Origin of the sequence: Dietzia sp. E1 (genome assembly GCF_014145015.1) — a bacterium.
Taxonomy (GTDB): domain Bacteria; phylum Actinomycetota; class Actinomycetes; order Mycobacteriales; family Mycobacteriaceae; genus Dietzia; species Dietzia cinnamea_A.
In genome coordinates, this window is the sequence record NZ_JAALDU010000031.1 from 13,630 (window position 1) to 31,173 (window position 17,544).

20 protein-coding genes, 1 tRNA gene and 1 pseudogene are annotated in these 17,544 nt (G+C 69.6%); 17 read left to right on the forward strand and 5 right to left on the reverse strand.

Annotated elements, in window-relative coordinates:
• Positions 1–66 precede the first annotated feature (66 nt).
• From G6030_RS01625 to G6030_RS01670, 9 genes and pseudogenes are all read left to right on the forward strand, one after another.
• Positions 67–1,518 (forward strand): AAA family ATPase, encoded by a 1,452-nt coding sequence (locus tag G6030_RS01625; RefSeq protein WP_182641982.1) that lies wholly within the window; start codon positions 67–69, stop codon positions 1,516–1,518.
• A gap of 346 nt (positions 1,519–1,864) precedes the next feature.
• Positions 1,865–2,350 (forward strand): hypothetical protein, encoded by a 486-nt coding sequence (locus G6030_RS01630; RefSeq protein WP_182641983.1) that lies wholly within the window; start codon positions 1,865–1,867, stop codon positions 2,348–2,350.
• Entirely contained in the window at positions 2,347–2,685 is a 339-nt protein-coding gene (locus G6030_RS01635; protein WP_182641984.1) for a hypothetical protein, read from the forward strand. The genes G6030_RS01630 and G6030_RS01635 overlap by 4 nt, the downstream gene beginning before the upstream one ends.
• On the forward strand, positions 2,675–2,851 hold the full coding sequence (locus tag G6030_RS01640; RefSeq protein WP_182641985.1) for a hypothetical protein: 177 nt from the start codon (positions 2,675–2,677) through the stop codon (positions 2,849–2,851). Before G6030_RS01635 ends, G6030_RS01640 begins: the two co-directional genes overlap by 11 nt.
• 568 nt (positions 2,852–3,419) lie before the next feature.
• Positions 3,420–4,343, forward strand: a pseudogene (locus G6030_RS01650) (phage major capsid protein); the annotation flags it as partial.
• 349 nt (positions 4,344–4,692) lie between these two features.
• A complete protein-coding gene (locus tag G6030_RS01655; RefSeq protein WP_182641987.1) occupies positions 4,693–5,058 on the forward strand; it encodes a hypothetical protein in 366 nt (121 codons plus the stop codon).
• 8 nt (positions 5,059–5,066) lie between these two features.
• On the forward strand, positions 5,067–5,405 hold the full coding sequence (locus tag G6030_RS01660) for a hypothetical protein (protein ID WP_182641988.1): 339 nt from the start codon (positions 5,067–5,069) through the stop codon (positions 5,403–5,405).
• The gene (locus G6030_RS01665) at positions 5,402–5,632 is read left to right on the forward strand and encodes a hypothetical protein (protein ID WP_182641989.1); all 231 of its coding nucleotides are present in this window, start codon (positions 5,402–5,404) and stop codon (positions 5,630–5,632) included. The genes G6030_RS01660 and G6030_RS01665 overlap by 4 nt, the downstream gene beginning before the upstream one ends.
• A gap of 126 nt (positions 5,633–5,758) precedes the next feature.
• Complete coding sequence (locus tag G6030_RS01670; RefSeq protein ID WP_182641990.1) at positions 5,759–6,325, forward strand: hypothetical protein; 567 nt, start codon at positions 5,759–5,761, stop codon at positions 6,323–6,325.
• Here the strand turns inward: G6030_RS01670 and G6030_RS01675 are convergent.
• The 3 genes from G6030_RS01675 to G6030_RS01685 all read right to left on the reverse strand — a co-directional run bounded on the left by G6030_RS01675 (position 6,307) and on the right by G6030_RS01685 (position 7,373).
• A complete protein-coding gene (locus G6030_RS01675) occupies positions 6,307–6,609 on the reverse strand; it encodes a hypothetical protein (RefSeq protein WP_182641991.1) in 303 nt (100 codons plus the stop codon). The genes G6030_RS01670 and G6030_RS01675 overlap by 19 nt on opposite strands.
• Before the next feature lie 57 nt (positions 6,610–6,666).
• Complete coding sequence (locus G6030_RS01680; RefSeq protein WP_182641992.1) at positions 6,667–7,188, reverse strand: hypothetical protein; 522 nt, start codon at positions 7,186–7,188, stop codon at positions 6,667–6,669.
• A gap of 112 nt (positions 7,189–7,300) precedes the next feature.
• Positions 7,301–7,373 (reverse strand) — tRNA-Arg (locus G6030_RS01685).
• Positions 7,374–7,481: 108 nt separating this feature from the next.
• Here G6030_RS01685 and G6030_RS01690 point away from each other — a divergent pair.
• The 8 genes from G6030_RS01690 to G6030_RS01725 all read left to right on the forward strand — a co-directional run bounded on the left by G6030_RS01690 (position 7,482) and on the right by G6030_RS01725 (position 15,214).
• Positions 7,482–9,512 carry a cytochrome c oxidase assembly protein gene (locus G6030_RS01690; RefSeq protein WP_182641993.1) on the forward strand — a complete coding sequence of 677 codons (2,031 nt, stop codon included), beginning with the start codon at positions 7,482–7,484 and terminating at the stop codon, positions 9,510–9,512.
• 166 nt (positions 9,513–9,678) lie between these two features.
• On the forward strand, positions 9,679–10,131 hold the full coding sequence (locus G6030_RS01695) for a single-stranded DNA-binding protein (protein WP_182641994.1): 453 nt from the start codon (positions 9,679–9,681) through the stop codon (positions 10,129–10,131).
• A 126-nt stretch (positions 10,132–10,257) separates the two neighbouring features.
• The gene (ettA, locus tag G6030_RS01700; RefSeq protein WP_182641995.1) at positions 10,258–11,931 is read left to right on the forward strand and encodes an energy-dependent translational throttle protein EttA; all 1,674 of its coding nucleotides are present in this window, start codon (positions 10,258–10,260) and stop codon (positions 11,929–11,931) included.
• Between the two features lie 5 nt (positions 11,932–11,936).
• Positions 11,937–12,413: a thioesterase family protein gene (locus G6030_RS01705; protein ID WP_182641996.1), complete on the forward strand. Its 477-nt coding sequence runs from the start codon at positions 11,937–11,939 to the stop codon at positions 12,411–12,413.
• Positions 12,410–12,868, forward strand: a complete 459-nt coding sequence (locus G6030_RS01710; protein ID WP_182641997.1) for a thioesterase family protein — start codon at positions 12,410–12,412, stop codon at positions 12,866–12,868. Before G6030_RS01705 ends, G6030_RS01710 begins: the two co-directional genes overlap by 4 nt.
• Positions 12,865–13,350 (forward strand): thioesterase family protein, encoded by a 486-nt coding sequence (locus G6030_RS01715; RefSeq protein ID WP_182641998.1) that lies wholly within the window; start codon positions 12,865–12,867, stop codon positions 13,348–13,350. Before G6030_RS01710 ends, G6030_RS01715 begins: the two co-directional genes overlap by 4 nt.
• On the forward strand, positions 13,347–14,039 hold the full coding sequence (locus tag G6030_RS01720) for a hypothetical protein (protein ID WP_182641999.1): 693 nt from the start codon (positions 13,347–13,349) through the stop codon (positions 14,037–14,039). Before G6030_RS01715 ends, G6030_RS01720 begins: the two co-directional genes overlap by 4 nt.
• A complete protein-coding gene (locus G6030_RS01725) occupies positions 14,036–15,214 on the forward strand; it encodes a DNA methyltransferase (protein ID WP_182642000.1) in 1,179 nt (392 codons plus the stop codon). Before G6030_RS01720 ends, G6030_RS01725 begins: the two co-directional genes overlap by 4 nt.
• On the opposite strand, the gene G6030_RS01730 is transcribed toward G6030_RS01725, so the two are convergent.
• Both G6030_RS01730 and G6030_RS01735 read right to left on the reverse strand, forming a co-directional pair.
• Positions 15,211–15,954, reverse strand: coding sequence for an SDR family oxidoreductase (locus tag G6030_RS01730; RefSeq protein WP_182642001.1), 744 nt, complete (start codon positions 15,952–15,954; stop codon positions 15,211–15,213). The genes G6030_RS01725 and G6030_RS01730 overlap by 4 nt on opposite strands.
• Before the next feature lie 19 nt (positions 15,955–15,973).
• Positions 15,974–17,524, reverse strand: coding sequence for a glycoside hydrolase family 13 protein (locus G6030_RS01735; RefSeq protein WP_182642007.1), 1,551 nt, complete (start codon positions 17,522–17,524; stop codon positions 15,974–15,976).
• Positions 17,525–17,544: the final 20 nt, after the last annotated feature.

Consider the following 17,544-nt stretch of genomic DNA (forward strand, 5'->3'; position numbering starts at 1 on the left):
TAAGACCTCGCCCAGGTCTGGCTCTGACGATACCGTGGCGGACCACCATGTGGGCGGTGGTGTCCGATGAGCGCCGTCATCATCACCGACACCCACCCCGGGCTGGACACCCTCTGGTCGTCCGACCTCGATCAGGCCGCCGACGTCATGGTCCGGACCAACCTCCAGTTGACGACGGCGGACCTGGAGTCCATGGCCGACGTCACCGACGCCCTGGTCCTGACCTCACGTAGCGCGGCCCCGGGCCAGGCCCTGGCGGCCACACTCGCAGGCATGGGCGTATCCGCGACGGCCCGCCACAAGGGCCGGTGGGCCACGACCCTGGGCGACAAGGGGACGGTCACCCTGCCCGGTGGCTCCGTGGTGGCCACCTCCGCCCCGGCGGGATCTACGCCCAGGAAGCAAGCCGCGAAGGCGGAGACCTCACTGGCCGCGAAGGCGGGTAAGGCGAAGGGGAAGGCGGCGAAGTTCCCCGGCACCGCCGCCAAGGTGTGGAACGCGGCCGACATGGCCCCACCGGGGAAGGTGGAGTGGCTGGCCCACCACCGCCTCCCCAAGGCCGCCACGTCCCTTCTGGTGGGTGCGGAGGGTATCGGGAAGTCGGCGCTGACGGTGGCCCTGGTGGCCGCCGTGACGACCGGCCGCCCCCTGGAGTGGTTCGGTCTGCCCGCCGGGGAGCCGATGGACGTGGTCCTGGTCCTCACCGAAGATGACTGGTCCATCGTCGCCTCTCCGCGCCTCCTGGCGGCGGGGGCCGACATGAGCCGTATCCACATCATCTGTGAGGACGCCGACGGTTCTGGTCCCCCGGCCTTCCCCGGGGATGAGCATAAGGTGATCGAGATGGACCCCGCGCCGGGTCTCATCATCGTGGACGCCTGGCTAGACACCGTCCCGAACACCCTGTCGGTGAGGGATGCCCAGCAAGCCCGTGTGGCCCTGGCTCCGTGGAAGGGGATCGCCACGAAGACCCGGGCGGCGTGCCTGTTGGTAACCCATACCAACCGGCTGGCCACCGGCAACGTCCGCGACACCTACGGGGGCACCTCCGAACTCCGCAAGGCCGCCCGGATGACGCTCTACGCCCTTCAGGACGACGACGGCCACCTGGTGGTGGGACCGGAGAAGGCGAATTTCTGCCAGCCGGAGAACGCCGTCGTCCTGGAGCGGTACGACACCGGGGACGACGTGGTCCGTCTTCGGTTCCTCCGGGACTCCGGGCGGCTGGTCGGGGAGTACGTCATGGAGGCGGCCAGCACCGGGGCGAAGGAAGGGCGGTCGGAAGTTGCTGCCTGGCTCCACGACTACCTGGCGGAGAACGGACCGACCGCGCGGAAGGACGTCGTGGCCGCCGGGACGGAGGAAGGCTACTCCGAACGGACGCTCACGCGCTCGCTGAAGTCGGCCGGCGCCGTGTCCACGCGGTCAGGCTTCGGTGCCGCCGCTACATGGTCCCTGGGAGGTCGGATTCTGGATCTCCCCGCCGCCTCCTCTACCGATGACCAGGAGGAGGGATGAGCACTCCGCCGCCTCCAGTCACGCCACACGCCTCTATATCGAGTGGCGTAAATGGCGTGACTGTTGTTGACCTGCATAAACAGTTGGCGCAAATGGTGGCGCAACTGTGGCGTGACTGGGAGGCGGTGGCGCAACTGGCACCGGTCCGAAGGCGGCGGAGGGCACCACCTGGCGGCGGTGGCGTGACTGGAGATCGCCCATTCACGCCACCAGTCACGCCATCATTCACGCCACCCATAACCCCAGGTCACGCCCAGTCGCGCCATTCAGGCCAAGTGATACGGCGGACCACCCACGAACTCCGACCGCACAGGGCGGCGGAGACCATCACGAAGGAGCACGCACGATGAGCACGAAGACGAACCCGCTACGCCAGGCGGCGCAGACCTGGCCCGGGCTGGAGCGCGTGGACCACGCCCTGGAGGTCTGGGAGTCCACGATCTCCCGCCTGGAGATCCAGGAGGCGTGCAACGGTTGCGCGTGGACCGAACTGTTTAAGCCAGCCCTCCGGGTCATCACGGGCCGGGACTTCGACTCCTTGTCCACGGAGGAGGTCCGGCGGGAGGTCACCGACCGACTCCACGACGCGGACCCGGCCGGAGGCCATGGGATCGACCCAGCCCTATGGGACCAGGCGGCGGCCATCTTGCCCTTCACGCGCTATCAGGAGGTGACCCACCGTCGTCGTTTCCAGGCCCGTCTGGACGCCCTCCCGGCGACGGAATGGGAGCCGGACGCGGACAGTAGCCCGGCGGAGTGGGACCAGTGGTTCCGGAAGAACCTCCTGTCGCGGTCAGACCTGGCCCGCTGGTCGAAGGAGAACGAACGATGACCACGAACCCGCGCCGACGACTCCGCATCCGCGAAGACCTCCCGGCCCCGTACGTGGCCCGGATCCCGGAGGGGGAGCACTACCAGCCCCCACCGACGGACCCGGCGGAGGATCCCCGCCAGCGCCGCGTGGAGTGGCCGGGGATGCCCTCCGGGATCCTGTCCTTCGGCCAGGCCCTCCTGGTCTTCGCCAACACCATCCAGGAGGGCATGGAGGCGTGGAGGTGGAACTTCCCGCGCTCCGCCGAGGTCTTCGACGGCGTCCACGCCACGGAGGCCGGAGTGGACGTCCAGTGGATCACCGACGAGACCGAGGAGACCGACGATGGACGCTGACTGGAACGCTGACATGGCCGCCGACCCGCCCAGGGTCGTCCTCACGGAGAACGGCCGCGCGACCGTCTCCCGCGCGCTATGGGAGGAGTCTGACGTCCTGGGGGACCTCCAGCGAGAAGCGGACTCCCACCGGAATCTCCACCCGGAGCTGGAGGGCGACCAGTGACAGCGCATGACTCCACCTACCCGGTGTCGGCACCGTGGCCGGGGAAGTGGGTGGAGCACGCCCGGTGCGCCGGTCTCCAGCCCCTTCACGATGACGCCCTGCCCGGGGAGGGTGAGGAGGAGACGGAGGCCCGCCAGTGGCGGGCGGCACGGGTTTGTGCCCGTTGTCCGGTCCGCGCTGAGTGCCTGGCGTGGCGGGAAGCCACACCGGTGGGGCAACGGGTAGGTGTGTCCGCTGGCCGCGTGCGGAGGCTGGGTCAGAAGGGCGAGACCGACCTCCTGGCCCCGAAGAAGTCCGCCGCGTGAGGACTAGACGTCCGTAGAGGACGCGGCGTAAAGTCGGAAGTGTCCCACCCGATGGGGACATGTGGGCGCGCTGGTGGCGGCGGGGAGCGGGGCAGGTGCCCCGTCCGCCGTCACCGCCTTCCACACCGGCCTAGTAAACGACTCGAACCGCCGATCATCGGAACCCAGGGGCAGGTGCCCCGCCCCGACGGGCAGATCCCGAGCGGGACCAGCAAGAACCGCCGCCCTTCACAGCGGTAGAGGCAGGACGCCTCCCACGTGGTGGTCGATGGCGGCGGTCCCGTTTACCCTGCCGAAGGAGCAACACCATGGCTATCAACACCTACAACGGTGACCTGTCCGCGTTCCTCGTGGATCTCGCCGCGCCCCTCGTGGAGCGCATCCTGAAGCGGTCTGTGGCCGCGCAGATGTCCACCACCCTCACCACTCTCGATAATGGGATCACCATTCCCATCGTGGACTCTGACGCCACGGCCACCTGGACGGCGGAGGGTGCGGAGATCGTCCAGTCCGCGCCGAACCTCCGGAGCCTGAAGGTCAAGACCGGCAAGCTGGCAGGCATCGTGCCGATCACCGGTGAGGCCATCCGGTCCCGTCGGCTGGATCTTCTCCAGATCGCGTCCCGGTCCCTCGTGAGGGACATGTCGGGCAAGTTGGACGCCGCGTTCTTCGGTGACGTGGCCGACCCCGCGCCCGATGGCATCGGGTCGCTGGGGGCCGACGTGGTCACGATCCAGGCGGAGTCCGGCGACAACCTGGACGCCCTCATCGACGCGGTGACGATCCTTCTGGACCAGGGCTACGACGCCACCGACGTCGCCATGGCACCGGGCACCCTGGGCCGCCTGGCCAAGGTGAAGAAGGGGACCGGGTCCAATGAGTCCCTTCTGGGTCCTGACGCCACGCTGGGCGGCGTGCTGGATGCTGACCAACTGGACGGGACCAACGCGGGCCGTGCGGTCCTGGGCCTGGCACCGCGCGTGTCGCGGCACGTGCCGGAAGGTCAGTTCGTGGTCGTGGACCGGGGCCAGACCTACACCGCCCTGACCGGTGAGCCGGTGCTGGACACCAGCGAGCACGCCGAGTTCACGAAGGACACGGTCCTGATCCGCGCCCTTCAGTCGGCAGGCTTCGGCTTCCCGCACGCGGACGCGCTGGTCCGCGTGGCGCTCCCGCCCGTGGTCTGACCATGAACACCACGACGACGCCGACCACCTCCGTGGTGGTCCCGGCGTGGTCGTGGTCCTCCGGCACCCGCCCCGTCGCTGTAGACATGCCATCCGGCGGCGGGGTGGGTCACCATCTTTGTGGGATCCCTCTAGTTGTATCGTCCAGTTACGTGGTCGGCGGTGGGGCACCCAGGGGGGAGACCCCTGGGGGGTACAGCCCACTATCGGCTAGGCATTGCAGCAGACCTTGCGCGCACGGATTTTCCCAGGCCCCGGGGCCTGGAGGCGGCGGAGGGGAATGCCCCGATGCCGTGACCTCACCGAAACACACTCTGTAGGGACTGTACAAACGGACTAGGAGAACACCATGGCCAGTCGCAAGCGCGGGGCCGACGCCGTCGCCGCCATCCGGGCCACCGTGGCCGGGATCGACCCCGACGTGGTCCTGGATGAGGCGGAGGAGAACCTCCTCCAGGCCATCGCCCGGGCCTGGAATCGGGCCGCTGACCTGGACCGGGAGGCCGCTAAGGCCCGGACCTCCGGGGGATCTCCCCGCCGCATCACGGAACTGGCGGCGGAGGCCCGGCTCCAGGAAGCCCAGGCCGCGAAGTGGACCACCGAGATCGTCCGCGCGGTCCTGGCGACGGTCGCCCCCGCCACGAAGGACTGGCGGGCACAGAAGGCCGCGAACGCTCGGTGGAGTGGCGCGGCCAGCGGACAGGGAGGCCGATGATGGCACGGATGAACACCACCTCCAGGGCCACCGCCGTGGACCTGGTGGACGACTTCCTGGGGTCCCAGGCGGTGGCCCGGATGCTGGGCTACGCGGAGATGGCCGGACCCAACGCGGTGTCCCTGGCCTGTCACGACCTCCGCCAGGGCCGCCCGGTCGTCGTGGACTCCGCCCTCCTACCTTCGGAGATCTCCGGGGAGTTCCACGACCACGACCGGCTGACCTCTGTCCGTCTCCGCCTACAGCGTGGCCATGCCCCGGAGGTCGTGGACGACCGACGGCCGGACGTCGTGGAGGAGCCGGAGGAGCCGACCGTGGACACCGTGCCCCTGGAGGTGACCCCGTGACCGCGCCGCTGGGGTGGCCCTACGGTCAGGCGGCCCAGGCGCTGGCGGAGAAGATCGGCCCCGTCCCGCGTAGCCAGTACCCGGACATGGCCGTGGCCCGGGCGGTCGGCCGGATCGGTGAGCGCGCCCTGGCCAGCGGCACCGTGGAGGTCACCGACGACGACCTCCGGACCTTGGCCACGGAGGCCGCCGCTCTCCGGCCCCCGCACCCCTTCACCCTGGGTTAAGAACTCCGCCTCCCTGGACTGACAGGCCCGGGGAGGCGGAGAGGCCGGGAGGATGGACGCCAGGGAGTCGTGCGGGCGTTTCTCGTGGTCGTCCTGGGTGTCGGAAGTGCTCGCTACGCTTCACCAATGGACCCCACTACCGCCACCGTCGTCGCAACCATCCTGGCCGCCGTCGTCGGTGCCCTCATCGGTGCCGCTGTCACCCACTACCGCGCTAAGGCGGACTGGGAGGAGATGGCCCGGACCGTTCAGCGTGATGCCGCAGGCGCTCTAGTCGCTGCCGCACAGGACTTCGCCTGGGGCCTCCTCATCTTCCGGACGAACTTGGAAGACCTGGAAGACCAGCCGCCGGACTGGGATATGGAGGCGGAGGGCAGGGAGAGGTTCGAGGAGACCCACCGCCGGTTCCAGGTGGAACTCAACCGCGCCCGGATGGCCGTGGTGGAGCCTGAAGCCCGAAAGGTCGTCAGTGACCTCCACCAGACGTTCAGGGCCATGTACGCGGACGCACCCATCGACGGGGTCACGATGAAGCCTTACACCGACTGGATGCACCAGATGGAGACGATGCTGTACGACCACGGGAAGCGACTTCTGAACGTGGGGGTTCGCAACCTGAAGCCCGGAGGCCCCGACCGTCGGCCACGCCTTCCCTGGCGGAGAAGGAAGTCAGGTCACCGGGAGGGGGAGTAGACCACCCCGGGGTCCCACGGCGGGATCTCCGGGACCTCCGGGGTGTCCCCGGAGAACGTCCACATTGGGACCACCGCGCGGGCCGCGTAGTAGGCGGAGGTCGGATCCTCCAGGCCCTGGCCACCGGTGAACGGTCCCGTGGCCGTCACGCGGACCGGGTCCAGGGCCGCGTCCTGGAGGGCGACGAGGACGGCGACGTCCCAGACTCTCACCGTCACCACGCCATCGACGGCCGCGACGGTCTGGCCGTCGCGGCCGGTGAAGGAGTACGTGAGTGGGGACATGGGGTGAGTATGCGCCTCTGGTCGGACAGGGGGAAGGGAGCGCGGTGGGGAGGCGGGCTAGACAGATCGCGGAACTCCAAAAACGGAGACCAGCCGTTGGTCGGTGCCAGCGGGCGTTCGGTTGTAGGAGATGGAGATGCTTCTTGGTTTGAGTGAACCACCGGTCGGCAGTACATAAAACTCGCCGCCCTTATCGACAGTTGGTCCCGGGTCTGATGCAAACCGGTGCCCAGGCGGATCGCATTCGACTTCCACGTTGTATGCCGGACCCCCGCCGGTGTTGGTCACCACCCAGTGGCCATCCCAGCGCGCCATGATCGTTGGCTCTCTGGAATCGAAGTCGGTCTGACTGATGGCCGTCTGAGTCTCCGCAGCGTCGGCCGACCGCTTGGCAGACTCCGCAGACGACTTTGCCGCTCGCGCCGAGGTGCCCGCGTGCTTCGCCGAGTCGCGGGCGGCCCCAGCGGAGGCTTCAGAAGCGATTGCCGAGCGTCGAGCGAAGTAGAGCGCGAACAGTGAAACTACGAAAGCGAGCAAGGCAAAGATCGCGGTCACCGTATCGACGGTCTGGGAGTCCATGGCCGGATCATAAGAGGAATCACCGACAACGGGGACACGTACGACTGGCACGTCCCTGGCACGGACTATGTCCGACTCTCCAGAAACGTGCGCTCACCAGCGCAAAACCAAGCGCCCCCGAGAGGATTCGAACCCCTGACCAGCCGGGTAGAAACCGGATGCTCTATCCACTGAGCTACGGAGGCCTGCGACACACCGCGAGGGCGTCGCCGGGTGAATGGTAGCCGATCCGGGGGGTGGTCCCGGCACCGGCGAATCGGCCCGGGGGCGCCCGGGTTCTTACGATGGTGGTCATGACGTCGTCGAAGACCGCCCCAGCCACCACCGGGCGGCTCGGAACCCGCAGTATCGTCCTGCTCGTCCTGCTCCTCGCGGCGGTGGCGGCCGCGGTGGTCATCCCGCTCTCCGCGCTGTCGCGGGACGTCGCGCTGGAGCTGGTGGGCGTGCCCGACCCGGGCGTTCTCACCACGGCCGGGCTGCCGGCGCTGCGGTCCATCGGCGAACTGCTCGCGTCGGTGGCGGTGGGTGCCGCCCTGTTCGCGGCGTTCTTCACTCCGCCGCAGAAGGACAAGACGCTCGATGTGGACGGCTACCGCATGCAGCAGATCTCGTCCTGGGCCAACATCGCCTGGGCGGTCGCGGCGGCGCTGCTCATCCCGCTGACCCTCTCCGACGTCTCCGGGCGCACGTTCTTCCAGTCGCTGCCGCCGGACCAGTGGCTGGTGGCGATCAACCAGATCGACGTGGCGTCCTCGTGGCGGTGGGCCGCGATCATCGCGCTCGTCGCCGGGATCGGGCAGCGACTCACGCTGAGCTGGCGCTGGTCGGTCATCTGGCTCGCCGTCACCGCGCTCTCGCTGCTGCCGGTGGCGGCCACGGGCCACGCCTCGGGTAGCACCGCGCACGACATCGCCACCAACTCGCTGATCATCCACCTGTTCGGTGCCGCCTTCTACATCGGCGGGCTCGTCGCGGTGATCGCCCACACGTGGGTCGGCGGCACGCGGGTGGCCCTGGCCCTGCGGCGCTACTCGGCGGTGGCGACGGTGGCGATCATCGCGCTCGGCTTGTCGGGTGTCATCAACGCGATCGTGCGCCTGCACCCCGCCGACCTGTTCACCTCCACCTACGGGCTGCTCGTGGTGTGCAAGGCGCTCGTGCTGTGTCTGCTCGCCCTGTTCGGCCTGGCGGTGCGCCGCCGGGTCATCAACCGGATCGAGTCCAAGGGCGCCAACGCCCCGGTGGACCGCGCGACGATGCTGCGGATCATCCTCACCGAGTCCGTCATCATGGCGGGCACCATCGGACTGTCCGTGTCACTGGGCCGCACCCCGCCGCCGGCGCCGCTGTACGTGCCCACCCGCCAGGAGGCGCTGCTCGGCTTCGAGCTGCCCGGCCCATTTGGATTCGGCACCGTGTTCGGCACGTGGCGCTTCGACCTGGTGTTGGGCCTGGCCGCGGTAATCCTGCTGGGCCTGTACCTGTGGGGGCTGTTCAGCCTGCGCCGGCGCGGTGACTCGTGGCCGGCCGGCCGCACCGCCTTCTGGGTGTCCGGCTGCGTGATCCTCTTCCTCACGACCAGTTCGGGCATGGGGATGTTCATGATGGCCGACTTCGCCAGCCACATGGTGGGCCACATGATCATCTCGATGCTCGTGCCGGTCCTGCTCGCGCTGGGCGGCCCGCTCACGCTCGCGCTACGGGCGCTGCCGGCGGCCGGTCGGGGCAACCCGCCGGGGCCGCGCGAGTGGCTGGTCGAGTTCATCAACAGCCCGATCTCGCGATTCCTCACCCACCCCATCGTCGCGTCGGTGCAGTTCGTGGCCGGCTTCTACATCATCTACTTCGGCGGGTTCTACGAGACGCTGGCCTCCGAGCACCTGGGCCACATGTTCATGAACGTGCACTTCCTCATCAGCGGCTACCTGTTCTACTGGGTGATCATCGGCGTGGACGCGGCGCCGCGGCACTTCTCGCCGATGTACAAGCTCATGGTGCTGCTCAGCTCGCTGCCGTTCCACGCGTTTTTCGGCATCCTGCTCATGAACTACCCCACGGTGCTGGCGGAGGGCTGGTACTCGGGCATCGGACTTCCGTGGATCCCGGACCTGCTGCAGAGTCAGCGGGTCGGCGGCGGCGTCGCCTGGGCGATGGGGGAGATCCCGCTGGTGATCGTCATGCTGGCCCTGGCCTGGCAGTGGTACCAGAGCGACATGCGCGAGGCGCGGCGCGGGGAGCGGCAGGCCGACCGGGACGACGACGCCGAGCTCAGGGCCTATAACGAGATGCTCGCGGAGATGTCCCGCGCGGACCGCCGGCGCTGAGGTCGCGCACCTCGTCGTCGTCGACCCTCTTCTCTCCACACCCCGCCCCCTCTCCACAGGGTGACCACCGCGCGCGGTGGGAACGAGGGGTGACGACGACGAGGTGGGGCACTCTGCAGAGCACGAGGCCGACGCACGGTCGGCCGAGCGTGACAGGAGTGAGCCCATGAACGAAGTCCAGACCACAGTCCGCGGAACCGTGATCACCAACCCCACCACCCGGCGCGTCGGCGACGACCAGGTGTTCTCCTTCCGGGTGGCCAGCAACACCCGCTACCAGGACCGGACGTCGGGGGAGTGGAAGACCGGCGGCACGCTGTACTTCTCGGCCAACTGCTGGGGCCGGCTCGCGCAGCGGGCGTCCGGGTCGATCTGCAAGGGCGACGGCGTGATCGTCCACGGCCGGTTGCTCACCAACGAGTACGAGCGCGAGGGCCATCTCATGCGCGACCTGGAGATGCGCGTCAGCGCGCTGGGTCCGGACCTGTCGCGGATGGACGTCACGGTGCGCCGCGCCAAGCCGGACGAGGACGCCATGGAGATCGGGTCGCAGGACCTCGACGAGTCGGACACGGATCCGGCCGAGGACGGCGAGTTCGTGGGGGCGTCCGGCCTGTAGGGTCGGCGCGGCGCGGGGGCGGCGTCCGCCGAGGACGCCGGGGCCGCGGGCGGACACGTAACATGGGGGTCGTGCCCGCGGCCCGCCCGCGGTGATGTGACCTATTTGTGCAGGTGAGAGGGTAGAATGGCCGAGTTCATTTACACGATGAAGAAGGTTCGTAAGGCGCACGGGGACAAGGTGATCCTCGACGACGTCACGATGGCCTTCTACCCCGGTGCGAAGATCGGCGTGGTCGGCCCCAACGGCGCCGGTAAGTCGTCGATCCTCAAGATCATGGCCGGGCTCGACCAGCCCTCCAACGGCGAGGCATTCCTCGACCCCGAGGCCACGGTCGGGATCCTCCTGCAGGAGCCCGAGCTCGACCCGGACAAGACGGTCAAGGAGAACGTCGAGGACGGCCTCGGCGAGACCATGGTCAAGCTGCGGCGGTACAACGAGGTCGCCGAGGAGATGGCGACCAACTACACCGATGAGCTCATGGAGGAGATGGGCGTCCTCCAGGAGTACCTGGACGCGGTCGACGCCTGGGAGGTCGACTCGCAGATCGAGCAGGCCATGGACGCGCTCCGCTGCCCGCCGGGTGACGCGCCGGTCACCAACCTGTCCGGTGGCGAGATCCGCCGCGTCGCGCTGTGCAAGCTGCTGCTGAGCAAGCCCGACCTGCTGCTGCTCGACGAGCCCACCAACCACCTCGACGCCGAGAGCGTGCTGTGGCTCGAGCAGCACCTCGCCAGCTACCCCGGCGCCGTCATGGCCGTCACGCACGACCGGTACTTCCTCGACCACGTCGCCCAGTGGATCTGTGAGGTCGACCGCGGCAAGCTGCACCCCTACGAGGGCAACTACTCCACCTACCTGGAGAAGAAGGCCGAGCGGCTCGAGGTCCAGGGCAAGAAGGACCAGAAGCTGCAGAAGCGCCTCAAGGCCGAGCTCGAGTGGGTGCGCTCCGGCGCGAAGGCCCGCCAGTCCAAGTCCAAGGCCCGACTGGCCAAGTACGAGGAGATGGCGGCCGAGGCCGAGAAGCACAGGAAGCTGGACTTCGAGGAGATCCAGATCCCGACCCCGCCGCGCCTCGGCAACGTGGTGGTCGAGGTCAACGACCTCCAGAAGGGCTTCGACGACCGGATCCTCATCAAGGACCTCACCTTCACGCTGCCCCGCAACGGCATCGTCGGCGTGATCGGCCCCAACGGTGTCGGTAAGACGACGCTGTTCAAGACCATCGTCGGACTGGAGGAGCCGGACGCCGGCACCGTCCGGATCGGCGACACCGTCAAGCTCAGCTACGTGGACCAGAACCGCGCCAACATCGACCCCGAGAAGTCGGTGTGGGAAGTGGTCTCCGACGGCCTGGACTTCATCGAGGTCGGCCAGAACGAGATGCCCTCGCGCGCCTACCTCAGCGCGTTCGGCTTCAAGGGTCCGGACCAGCAGAAGAAGGCCGGCGTCCTGTCCGGTGGTGAGCGCAACCGCCTCAACCTGGCGTTGACCCTCAAGGTCGGCGGCAACCTGATCCTGCTGGACGAGCCCACCAACGACCTGGACACCGAGACCCTCGGCAGCCTCGAGAACGCCCTCGAGGAGTTCCCCGGTTGCGCCGTGGTCATCTCGCACGACCGCTGGTTCCTCGACCGCACCTGTACCCACATCCTCGCCTGGGAGGGCAACGTCGCCGAGGGCCAGTGGTACTGGTACGAGGGCAACTTCGAGGGCTACGAGAAGAACAAGATCGAGCGTCTCGGCCCCGAGGCGGCCCGCCCCAGCCGGGTCACCCACCGCAAGCTCACCCGGGGCTGACACGGATGGCGACCCCGACCACCCACGACACGGGCACCGCTCCGGCTCCGGCCGAGAGCGGTGCGCCGGGCGCCGTGCACCGGGTCCGCATCCCATTGCGGATCTCCGACTTCGTGGGCTCGCACGTCAACAACGTGCGGTTCCAGGAGTTCTCCCAGGACGCCCGGATGATGTTCTTCCGCGAGAAGTTCGACGTCGCGGGATCGCGGGTGCCGATCGCCCTGGCGCGGTGGATGGAGATCGATTTCCGTCGCACCATCGCCATGGGCGTGCCCGAGGTGTGGGTCGACGTGCAGACGCTGCGCGTCGGCCGCACCTCGTACACGATGCGGACCTCGATCGGCTCTGAGTCCACGGGCCCCGAGCCGTGCGCGGTCGTCGACACCGTCATGGTGGTGACGGCGGCGGACGAGACCACCACGTTGGAGATCACCCCCGAGGAGCGCGCCGCGCTGCTCGGCCACCGGGAGGAGGCGGGATGACATCACGCGACGCGACGGACGCCGGGACGTTCCGCTGCACCCTGCAGGTGCGGTGGGCGGACTTCGACCAGTACGGGCATGTGAACAACATCAAGTACATCGAGTACGCCCAGGAGGCGCGGATCCTGTTCATCCGCAGCCGCTTCGGGCCGTTCGGCCTCGGGAACCTCCCACAGGTCGTCCGCCGGACCGAGATCGACCACCTGCGGCCCGTCCTGCGGGACTCCACGTCCGTGGACGTGGCGATCGAGGTCGAGCACGTCGGCACCACCTCGTACCAGATCCGACAGACGATCTACGACGCCGCGGGCGAGATCTGCTGCACGCTGCGGGTCGTCATGGTCGCCTACGACACGTCCACCTCGTCGGCGGTGGAGATCCCGTCCGGGGTCCGCAACGTGCTGGAGGCCGCCCGGCAGCCGGCCGCGATCACGGACCAGGGGACGGCCGGGTGACCGACCAGCTCGTCTACGAGGCCGGCGGCCCGCTGGGCGGGTCGGGGGAGCCGGGACGTCGGGTGTATACCTCGGCGATGCCCGTCCGCTGGTCGGACCAGGACCTCTACCACCACGTGAACCACGCGCGGATGATCACCCTCATCGAGGAGGCGCGGATCCCGTGGCTCTTCTCCGAGGGTCTGCCGACCGCCACGCTCACCGCGGGTGCCGTGATGACCGACCTGTCGGTGAAGTACCGCGGCCAGATCCGCCACGCCGACGGGCCGATCCGCGTCCGGATGTGGTGCGAGAAGGTCGGCGGAGCGATGTTCGTCGCGCGCCACGAGGTCCGCGCCCGCACCACTCCGGACTCGGCGCCACCCGAGGTGGACTGCACGGCCACCATCGCCGCCTTCGACCTCGCCACCCAGCGCCCCCGGCGGTTCACGCGCGACGAGCGCGGCTATCTGCTGGAGTTCCGGCACGAGGACCCGGCGTGACGGCACCGGGGCCGTTCCAGACGCCGGAGGAGAGCGTGGTCCGCATCCCGGATCCCGCCGACCGCGACGACCTGCGGACCCTCCTGCGTCGGCTCCTGCGGCTCGACGAGGCGGCCGTCGTCCGGCTCACCTCGAGCGAGGACCGGATGCGGGTGTGGGGCCGCACCCCGTTCGGCGCGCTCGTCGTCCGTGTCCTCGGCGGTTCGTGCCCCGGTGGCGACGTCGTCTGCGGCGCCGACCACCTGCTCACCGAGCTCGACGTCCTGCCGCGCGGCGACCTCGAGGGGCGCATCGACCCCGGCATGCCGCTGGTCTCCGCCTGGCAGGGGCTGCTGCCGCCCACGGACGGGTTCACGCGCGTCGAGGACGTGCCCGCGCAGGTCCTGCTCGATCTCACCGAATCGGGGAGGGAGGCCGCGCGCGAGAACGCCGGTCCGGCCGGACTCCCGCCCTCACTGCTCGACCAGGAGGCGCTGACCGTCCGCGCGGACACCGCCCACCCCGTCGGCGTGGACATGCGCACGGTGTTCTCGATGGTGATGTGCGGGTTCGTGCCGGAGAAGGCGGGCCGCGCCCCCGAGGGCGAGCCTGTCCGGGTGAGCGAACGGGGCGCCTGGCTGCGTCTGGACGCCCGCTACGGCACGGCGTTCCGCCGCACGGACGCCCTCACCCTCGAACCGCTGCGGTGACCTCCCCGGGCTTCTCGGTTTCATGGCCGGGGCGCGGACGCGTCCCGGCCCCCGTTGAGCAGGGGCCACCTCCGCGGATCGATGCGGTCTTCCCCGGCGAGCACGCCGGCGCCGTCCTCGTCGGCGACGGGGCGCGGATCGCGGAGGCCGCGGACGCCCTGGCCGGGTACGGCCTCGCGCCCGCGGGCGCCGCGCAGCTCGTCTACCTCGACCCGCCGTACAACCGCGGCGGACGGTTCGACTCGTACCACGACAACATGCCGCGTCTGGAGTGGCTCGACTACATCGAGAGCCGCCTCGTCGTGGCCCGCGACCTGCTCGCCGACACCGGGACCGTGTGGGTCCATCTCGACGACGCCGAGGCCCACCGCGTCCGCTGCCTGCTCGACGACATCTTCGGCGTCGACGCCTTCATCGCCGACCTCACGGTGGAGAGCAACCCCAAGGGCCGCCAGTTGGACCGGTTCTTCGCCGGGTCCCACGACCGCCTCATGGTGTACGCCCGCGACCCCGAGCTCGTGCGGCTCGCCGGCGGCGTCGCCTCAGCGGTCGACCCCGCCGACTTCCCGCTCACGGACGGCGACGGCGTCAGCTTCAGGCTCCTGCCGCTGCGCAACACCAACAAGCGCTTCAACCCGCGCACCACGCCCACCATGACCTACCCGCTCTACGGGGACCCCGTGACCGGCGCCGTCTCCGTGGATCCCGGCCCGGGGCTGGTCGAGATCCTCCCGGTGTTCGGCGACCTCACGCCGGCGGTGTGGCGGTGGTCGCGCGACCGGGCCCGCGAGCGCGTCGGGGACCTGGTGTGCCGTACCGTCCGGGGGCGCAGCGGTCCCCGGGTCGATGTCTACCAGCGCGACAGGTTCGAGCTGGGCCGCATCAAGAAGCTCAAGACGATCTGGCTGGCCCAGGAGGTCGGCTCCACCGATACCGCCCGCGCCGAGCTGCGGGCGGCCGGGGTCGACGGGTTCCGCACGCCCAAGCCGGAGGCGCTGATGCGGCGGATCGTCGAACTGGCCACCGAACCCGGCGAGCTGGTCGTGGATCTGTTCGCCGGCTCGGGGACGACGGCGGTGGCCGCCCGCGCACTGGGTCGACGGTGGGTGGTGGTCGAACGCAACCCCGACACCGTCCGCGACGTCCTGGTGCCGAGGCTGCGGGCCGGTGACTAGCGGAGCATGAGGCTGCCGCCGTCGACCATCATCGTCTGCCCGGTCATGTAGGACGCGTCGTCGCTGGCCAGGAACACGGCGACCCGGCCGATGTCGGCCTGCGGATCGCCGAACCGCCGCATGGGGGTGCCCGCGAGCAGCTTCTTCTCGATCCCCGGGTTCGCCTCGATGTACGCCTCGACGCCCTCGGTGAGTGCGAGCGGGGAGATGACGTTGACGTTGATCCCGTCGCGAGCCCACTCGTTGGCGGCCACCCGGCTGATCGCGCGGATCGCTTCCTTGGCGGCGGCGTAGGACGCCTGGGTGGGGCTGCCGTCGATCCCGGCGCCGGAGGCGAAGTTGATCACCGAGCCGTCCCGCTCCGCCAGGTGAGGGTGCGCGGCCTTCATGAGCCAGAACGTGGGGTAGAAGCCGGTGTTGAACGACAGGTCCATCATGTCGCCGGTGGTCTGCAACAGCGGGGCCTGACGGGAGGCGTGCGCGTTGTTGACCAGCACGTCGAGGTGGCCGAAGGCGTCGACAGCGGCGGCGACGATCTTCTCCGCGTTGGCCTCCACCGAGATGTCGGAGTTCAGGTACCGCACCGCGTCCGGGAGTTCGGCGGCGAGCGCCTCCCCGGCCTCGTCGTTGATGTCCACAACCAGGACGCGCGCGCCCTCGGCGACGAACGCGCGCGTGATGCCGCGGCCGATGCCGTCGGCCCCTCCGGTCACGATGGCTGTCTTACCGGAAAGTCGCATATCCCGAACCCTTCGATGGTCAGCGCTGGAGCCACACGGCGGTGTCCGGTGGCAGTCTCCTCCCGTCGAGGGGGCCCGACGCGAGCACCACGTCACCGTCGGGCAGCTGCACCGGGTGACGCGTCGTATTGATCATGCACAGGACCGGGCCGTCCTCGCGCCAAAACAGTAGACACCCGTCAAGTTCATCGTCCCACCCGATCGCGGAGGAACCCGCGGCATGCCACGACCGCCGGATCTCGATCGCTCGCCGGTACAGCGCCAGCGTGGAATGGGGGTCGGCCTCCTGCGCTGCCACCGTCAGCGGCGCCCATCCGTCGGGCATCGGCAGCCAGGTCCGCGGCGAGTCCGAGAACCCGTACGGCGGCCGGTCGCCGTCCCACGGGATCGGGACACGACAGTGGTCGCGCCCGGTCTCGGCGTGGCCGGTGCGCTCCCAGGTCGGATCGGTGAGCCGATCGTGGGGGATGGAGTAGTCGCTGGGCAGGCCGAGTTCGGCGCCATTGTAGACGAACGTGATGCCCGGCAGGGCGAGCGCGACGAGGGCCATCGCGCGGGCGCGCGCGGTGCCGATGGCGCCGTTGCCGTAGCGGGTCACCTCGCGCACGACGTCGTGGTTCGACAGCGCCCATGTGGGGGCGGCGCCGGAGACGCGGGCGGCCTCGAGGGTGGAGTCGATCGCCTCGCGGATCGCCGCCGCCTCGAACGGGGCGCCGGTGAGGGCGAAGTGGAACGCGAAGTGCAGCTCGTCGGGCCGGAGATAGCGCGCGAACCGCTCGACCGAGCCCACCCAGACCTCGCCGAAGGCGGCGGTGCCGGGGTGGTCGTCGAGGACGCGCCGGATCCGTCGGTGGACATCGTGGACGCCGGGCTGATCCCACCGTGTGTCACGGGTGTCGACGACGAGCTGCGCGATCTCCACGTCGTCGGGCAGGTCCGCGAGGTCGGCGGGTTTCGCGAGTCCGTGCGCGACGTCGATCCGGAACCCGTCCACTCCCAAGTCGAGCCAGAACCGCAGGGTGTGCTCGAGATCGTCGGCGACGTCCGGGTGCGACCAGTCGAGGTCGGGCTGTTCGGGGGCGAAGAGGTGGAGGTACCACTGCCCGGGCGTGCCGTCGGGCTCGGTGACGCGGGTCCAGGCGGGGCCGCCGAACACGGACGGCCAGTTGTTGGGCGGCTCGGATCCGTCCTCGCCCCGCCCGTCGCGGAAGAAGTAGCGCGCCCGCTCGGGGCTGCCCGGCCCGGCGGCGACCGCGTCGGCGAACCAGGGGTGCTCCGCGCTGGTGTGGTTGGGCACGAGGTCCATGATGAGAACCATGCCCGCGGCGTGCAGTCGCTCCAGCAGCCGCTCGAGGGTGGCGACGTCCCCGAACAGCGGGTCCACGTCTCGTGGGTCCGAGACGTCGTATCCGTGGTCGACGCCCGGCGAACGCATGATCGGCGAGAGCCAGATCCCGTCCACTCCGAGCGACTCGAGGTGTCCCACGCGGTCGAGGACGCCCTGCAGATCCCCCGTCCCGTCACCGTCGGAGTCGGCGAACGAGCGTGGGTAGATCTGGTAGAGGACCATGTCGTCCCATGCTCGCCGGG